The organism is Streptococcus sp. DD11 (assembly GCF_001578865.1).
Lineage (GTDB): Bacteria > Bacillota > Bacilli > Lactobacillales > Streptococcaceae > Streptococcus > Streptococcus panodentis.
The window spans coordinates 74,120-80,981 of the sequence record NZ_KQ969393.1 but is presented as its reverse complement, the minus strand read 5'-3'; the positions used below and the strand labels follow the sequence as shown (position 1 = coordinate 80,981).

Annotated in this window: 3 protein-coding genes and 4 pseudogenes; 1 reads left to right on the top strand and 6 read right to left on the bottom strand. The window is 45.7% G+C overall.

The features are described 5' to 3' along the window. The 5 genes and pseudogenes from STRDD11_RS03665 to STRDD11_RS03645 all read right to left on the bottom strand — a co-directional run. Positions 1–289, bottom strand: a pseudogene (locus STRDD11_RS03665) (PTS transporter subunit EIIC); the annotation flags it as partial. A 479-nt stretch (positions 290–768) separates the two neighbouring features. Then, positions 769–1,458 carry a response regulator transcription factor gene (locus tag STRDD11_RS03660; protein ID WP_128835514.1) on the bottom strand — a complete coding sequence of 230 codons (690 nt, stop codon included), beginning with the start codon at positions 1,456–1,458 and terminating at the stop codon, positions 769–771. A gap of 9 nt (positions 1,459–1,467) precedes the next feature. Continuing rightward, positions 1,468–2,892, bottom strand: a complete 1,425-nt coding sequence (gndA, locus tag STRDD11_RS03655; RefSeq protein WP_128835512.1) for an NADP-dependent phosphogluconate dehydrogenase — start codon at positions 2,890–2,892, stop codon at positions 1,468–1,470. Positions 2,893–3,195: 303 nt separating this feature from the next. Next, positions 3,196–3,426: pseudogene (locus STRDD11_RS03650) on the bottom strand (flotillin family protein); the annotation flags it as partial. Positions 3,427–3,461: 35 nt separating this feature from the next. Then, a complete protein-coding gene (locus STRDD11_RS03645; protein ID WP_128835510.1) occupies positions 3,462–3,992 on the bottom strand; it encodes a DUF177 domain-containing protein in 531 nt (176 codons plus the stop codon). 478 nt (positions 3,993–4,470) lie between these two features. Here STRDD11_RS03645 and STRDD11_RS03640 point away from each other — a divergent pair. Continuing rightward, positions 4,471–5,714 (top strand): annotated as a pseudogene (locus tag STRDD11_RS03640) (MFS transporter). A 121-nt stretch (positions 5,715–5,835) separates the two neighbouring features. Here STRDD11_RS03640 and STRDD11_RS14140 read toward each other — a convergent pair. Next, a pseudogene (locus STRDD11_RS14140) lies at positions 5,836–6,862 on the bottom strand (glucosyltransferase); the annotation flags it as partial.

Sequence of the window (6,862 nt, the reverse complement as noted above, 5' to 3'; positions counted from 1 at the left end):
AAGACAGGCCGGCTGCAAAGGCCCCGCCGGCACGCTCTTTAGCCCAGCTGCCGCCGATAGCCAGCGCAAAAAGAATATGCAGATTGCCGATAACGCCCCAGCCGATTTGCTCTAGGACACCGCCGGTCGTGACCAAAAATCCCAGATTGGGATTTATCATAGGAATCGACTTCCCAATACTGATCATCAGCCCTGCCGCAGGCATAACCGCAATGACCACCATTAAAGCTTTTCCGAATTTTTGCCAAAATTCAAAAGTGAAAATGCCTTTGAATGATTCTTTCATCATCCAGACCTCCTTTTATGTTTGCAAACAGTTTTTATGAAATCGTTTGCATTAATTCTAACCTTATTATACCATTAATTTTAGTTTTGTAAAGGCTTTTATAAAAATATTTACAGCTTTTGGGCTTTGCTATAGAAAAATCTCCCTTCTTTTAGCAGAGTTTTTATTTTTGGACAAGAAAACGATTGCATAGAACAGCCGTTCAAGGAGAGAATGATTATGCGACCCTCTTTCAATTTTATACTCTTCGAAAATCTCTGCAAATCAAATCAATGTCGCTTTGCCTTACTTTTAAGACATTTCCTCACGGAAGTTACAGCAGGAGTTAGAGAAACCTTTTTGGGATTTCCCGCGACTGGATGAGCAGCTAACCGCCATCCTGCCTGCTTCTGCCTAGTTGACTGCTGATCTTCTTCGAGCATTATAGTCATGATAGACCATTAAAAAAGTTCTGACTTCCTTAAGAAATCAGAACTTCATGTTTATTCTTGCATAGCATAGCCGACACCGCGAACCGTCTTGATATAGCTGGGCTGGCCGGCTACATCAATTTTACCGCGCAGATAGCGAATATAGACATCCACCACATTGGTTTCTGTGGCACCTTCGTATTTCCAGACCCGCTCCAGAAGCTGTTCCCGGCTCATCACTTTGTTGCTGCCCATGAGAGTGACCAGCAGGTCGTATTCACGCCGCGTCAGGGCAATGACTTCCTCACCGCGGTAAACCGTATGATTTTTAAGATCTACCCGCAGATTACGGTAAGAAGTCGGAATTTTCAGGAGACTGCAGTGCTGATCAATGAAGTCCCGCCCCCGGAAAATAACGGACACGCGCTCCACCAAATCGCTGATGATAAAAGGCTTCACCATATATGATACAGCAAAATGCTGAATCGCCTCCAGCCGCTCTGCTAATTCCTCACGGCTGACCAGCACGATAATCACAGAGGCTGGCTTGAAGACACTCAGCCGCTCCGCAAAGTCAGAGGCTGTCATATCCTGCAGGTCATCATTGAGCAAAAGCAAGTCATAGTCCGTCTCCTTCGTCAGCTTCAGACCTTCCTGACCAGTCTCTGCCACATCTACGATAAAGCTTTCTTTTTGCAGTTCCAGACTGACAAACCGAGCAAGATTCTTTTCATTTTCTACTAGTAAAATTCGCTTCGCCATTGGCTTATCCTATTTTTCGTCGTACCAAGAATAGTGGTAAATACCTTCTTTGTCTTTGCGCTCATAGGTATGGGCACCGAAGTAATCGCGCTGAGCCTGAATCAGGTTAGCCGGCAGATTTTCCGCCCGGTAGCTGTCAAAATAAGCAATCGCACTGGAGAAAGTCGGTACCGGAACACCTGCCTGAACTGCCAAACTGACTACATCACGGACCGCCTGCTGGTATTTAGCAGTGATGTCTATGAAGTATTCATCAAGGAGCAGATTCGCCAAATCCGCATCGCGACTGTATGCATCGGTAATCTTTTGCAGGAAGCGGGCACGGATAATACAGCCGGCACGCCAGATAGAAGCAATCTCACCAAAAGGCAGATTCCACTTGTTTTCTTTAGACGCTACGCGCAGCTGAGCAAAGCCTTGGGCATAGGACATGATTTTGGAGAAATAGAGAGCCTGACGGATTTTTTCAATCAGCTCTGCCCTGTCTCCGCTAAATGTGAAGGCAGCTGGTTTTGGCAGTACCTTGCTGGCCTGTACCCGCTCATCCTTGTAGGTGGAGATATAGCGGGCAAAGACTGACTCCGTAATGAGAGGCAGAGGCACACCCAAATCCAGTGAGGACTGGCTGGTCCATTTCCCTGTTCCCTTATTGCCGGCAGCATCCAAAATATAGTCCACAATCGGGCCGTCCTGCCCTTCATCATCCTTGCGGGTCAAGATGTCAGCAGTGATTTCAATCAGATAGCTGTCCAGCTCACCCTTGTTCCACTCAGTGAAGATAGCAGCCATTTCAGCAGCAGACAGGCCCAGCAGGTTCTGCATGAGGTCATAGCTTTCAGCGATAAGCTGCATATCACCGTACTCAATGCCGTTGTGGACCATTTTGACATAGTGGCCGGCCCCGTCAGGACCGATGTAGGTCACACAAGGCGCTCCGTCTTCTGGAGCCTTGGCAGAGATTTCTTCCAAAACATCTGCAACCAGCTCATAGGCTTCTTTTTGGCCGCCCGGCATGATAGAAGGACCTTCCAGAGCTCCTTTTTCTCCGCCGGAAACACCTGTACCGATGAAGTTGATGCCTGAGTTAGCCAGCTCTTCATTGCGGCGGATGGTGTCCTTGTAGAAAGTATTGCCGCCGTCAATCAGAATATCCCCCTTGTCCAAGTGAGGCAGAAGGGCCTGAATGGTCGCATCAGTACCCGGACCTGCCTGCACCATGAGCATGATACGGCGTGGTTTTTCAATAGAATTTACAAACGATTCCACATCATAGCTGGGTACAAAATTCTTTTCAGGATGGCTCTTTACCACATCTTCTGTCTTATTGGCAGAGCGGTTGTAAATCGCTACTGTATAGCCGCGGGATTCGATATTGAGAGCCAGATTGCGGCCCATAACAGCCATACCGACAACACCAAAGTTTGCTTTTGTCATTTTGTTCTCCTATACTTAGTTTGTTTTATTTTATCATTTTTAAGCCTTAAAAGAAAGTATTAAGTCGGAGACGGATTGGGAGAGTGGGTAATGAACAGTGTTTTAGCCCGGCCTCCTTTATTTTTATCGTCATTTAGTTTATCTTTGATTACGTTGTTAGATTGTCTTGCTGAACGCCTATACCTCCTGCATCTGACTCCTGCCCGCCTTACTGACGGATTTTATGGAGCATGGATTCATTCGATTCATTTTTTTACATACAAAAGACAAATCGCTCGTGACGACTTGTCTGTGCAGTCTATATTACTTTTTATCCGTTTCAAGATTTTCCGCTTCGATCACAGGCTGTTCCTCTTGCCTGAGTTTATTAACTGTCATATGAACGCCTAAAGCTCCTGCCAGCAGCTGACGGATATCAAATCCTGCCCCTTGCGATACCTGATCAATGCTCTGCATAATATCGCCAACCATCTTAGAGGCATTTCCTTCACCCTACATGGTAATTTTATCTACTTTCGTCAAAGGCTCTGCAACAGTTTGAATTTTCAAACTTTTTTATTTTTGCAAAATCATTCATCAAAGAGGCCTTGCAAGTCAGCAAAAGGGCTGTTTTCTTCTTTTTTGGCGGCCTGAGCTGCGGCAAATTCTTCCTCTGTCATAACCTGCCAATCCTGACCGGACAGAAATCCCTGGCCGGCTTCTTCTGCTGCGGTCAGGATTTTCAAAGGGATATGAAGGAGAATATTATCAGCCACACTTTCAGCCAGATTGATTTCACCCTTTTCAATGGGCAGGACCAGATCTTGATCAATCAGCTCCTGCGAGGCCGTCTTGCTTTCTTCCATGAAGACTTCATTGACCAAGTAAGACTCCTGCAGCTCCACCGGCTCCATACTGCGGCTGGAAGCAAGGGTGATGGTGTAGGACAGGTCGTAGTCCAGAAAATACAGGCCGTCCTCATACTGGGCTTTGCCGCTGGCTACAATCCCCTGAACATCTAAAATTTCAGCATTGCGCCCTTTCAGCTCTTCTGTCAAGTCCAGCTTTTTATCAAAAGCCAGCCCGTCTGGATTTTTGCGAATTTCTTGTATGTTCAACATAAGTTCCTCTTTGTTTTTTTCTTTTATTATATCATGTTTGGCCGCTCTTCTGTTATTGAAAATTATTTTGTTATGAGCAAGTGCAAGGAGGGAAGACGATGAAACATCTAGGACAGGTTTTTAGATTTTTCGAGAGGCCAGGCATATTTCTTTATCCGAGGCGACTGGCGGATAATTCTCAATTAGAAAGCGGAGTTTTTGATGGCGGTGGGACAGACTCTGCTGACGTTAACAGCTTTACTCTAAAAATCGCTGAATCAATGCAACAAGTACTCTGCTTTCTATTTTATACTAAAACTCAAAAGAGCTCTCGCAAGTCACTTTCAGAATCTGACCACTTACCTAGGAGACCTGACCACTTGCGGAAAAGCTCTTGCAATCAGGCTCTATCCTGCTATAATCAAAGCTGTCAAGACCTTGCAGTTATAGATTATATTTGAAAAATTTTTCAAGCAATTCATTGCTAAAGGAGATTTGTATGAAACTTGCCTTACGGAATACATTATTTGCTTTTATCAGCCTCTCCCGAATCTTCAATACCTTGGGAGCTTCTATTTTCAATATTGTTTTTGTTGTATTTGCTTCCAGCATGCCCAATCCCAAGTTTGCCATTGCCCTGGCTAATTTCATCGTTCTGGTTCCGACTTTCTTTACTATTTTTGTCGGTATCAAAGCTGATAAGACCGTCCATAAAGCTCGTTGGCTGATTCATTTTGGCTATGTGCAAGCCCTGCTCTTTATCCTTGTCGCCTTTATGACTCGTTCCAGCTCTTATCTAGCCTTTTCAGTGGTCTGCTTCATGAATATTCTTTCTGATATTATCAGCGACTATCGAAGTGGTCTGCAGATGCCAATTTTGAAAAAGAACATTCCCGAGCAAGATCTAATGGAGGCCTTCTCCTTTACCCAGCTTATCAGTTTTCTTTGTAGTCTAGCTGGTCAGGCTTTAGGAGTTTGGCTCTTAGCGATCAGCCAGCAAAACTTTTTCCTAGTCGCTTTAGTCAATTCTTTAACCTTCCTGCTCTCCTCTACCACCCTCTATCTCGTCCGACGTCGATTGACCCATGATCCAGCAGCTATTTCTGAGAATAAGCCTCCACTCAAGGAAGAACTGAAAAAAATGTATACATCGTCCAAACTCATCTTTGAGCAGGAGGGCTCTAATAACTTTCTCAAACTGCTGGCGCAAATCTTGGTCATCAACGCTATGGCAGGTTCTCTGATGGCTCTTTATAATCTCTACTTGCTAGACAACCCCATCTTTCATCTATCTTTTAGCCAGTCGCTCTTGATTCTTCAGACGACGCTTGTCCTAGCCATGATCATCGCGAGTCTGACTCCCAACGATTACTTCAGCCGTTTAGCACTCCATCAGCTCATCATCTGGGCCGCCCTTATGATGATTCTGCTTGCTGTCAGCAACTTCTTGCACCTTCCTGTTTTCGTCGGCATTGCTTTCGGCTTTTTACTTGCTTATATCTCCGGCAAGATCAACCCAAAAATCAACACTCTCTTGCTGAGCAAGCTGCCTTCCAACGTTCTCGCTCAGACTTCCAGCTTCCTAAGTCTGCTCTTTCCTTCTCCGTTCCTCTGGGGACTATGATCTTCTCCAGTCTGGCTCTTTGGAATATGAAGGCTAGCTGGCTAATCTTCAGCTTTATCGGCGTGATGGCTCTGTTCCTGTCTCTTGAAAGAAAGAACGATATAAAAGAAGCCCGATGAATTCAATCCTATTGTCTTGGAAGGAACAGCAAACTAAAAGATGATAAAAAACGATAACTCATCATTTGGAAGTTATCGTTTTTTGTGTATCAGAAAGCTAAAAGTTCAAATTTCACTTACCTTATACCCAGTTGAAGCGTCTGCCCCGGCCGCTGTGGTCAAAGTAGTACCAAGTACCGTCATCCAGCTGAATCCACTTGTTGCGGACCATGGCGCCGGAGTTTGGATCATAATAGCGATAAGCACCATTGACATATCTCACCTGACCCTTGACCTGCTTGCCGTCAGCATCAAAGTAAAGGTCTTGGCCGTTGATGCGCTTTGCACCGGTGTAAGCAGCGCCGTCCTGACCGAAGTAATACCAAACAGTTGGCGTCACCTCAACAAACTTGCTGACGGCCTGTTCACCAGAATCGGCATCGTAATAGTAATTTTTACCGGATACAGCCACTAACTGCCCTTTAACCTGCTTGCCGTTGGCATCAAAGTAAAGATTTTGCTTGCCAATCCGTCTCGCTCCGGTATACGCCACACCGTCCTGGCCAAAGTAATACCAAGCATTTGGAGTGGGTTCTGCAAAGCGGTTGGTCACCAGCTCGCCTGAATCTGCATCAAAGTAGAAATACTGCCCTTTATCGTTCTTAATCAGCTGACCCTTGACCTGGCTGCCGTCTTGGTTGAAGTAAAGAATCTGCTGATTAATCGTCTGCAGGCCTGTTACTGCTTTTCCAGCTTGGTCAAAGTAATACCAAATATTCTTGGCTGCTTCGACAAATTTGCTGACAGCCATTTCGCCTGAATCCGCATCAAAATAACGGATAGACTTATCTGCCAGTGTCACCACTTTCCCCTTGACCTGCTTACCGTCAGTATCAAAGTAAAGGGTTTGCTTGCCAATCGTCTGGAGACCTGTCAGTGCAGTGCCGTCTGAGCCGAAGTAATACCAGTTGTTGCTGTCGCCTTCCTGTGCAAAGCGGTTGAAGACTAGCTCACCAGAGTCCTTGTCAAAGTAGCGGAGCTTGCCGTCCTTGGCCCTCGCCATCTTCCCCTTGACTTGGAAACCATCCTGATCAAAGAATTTCACCTTGCCCTCCAGCGTTACCAAGCCTCTGGCCATAACACCCTTGGCATCAAAGTAACGCCAGTTC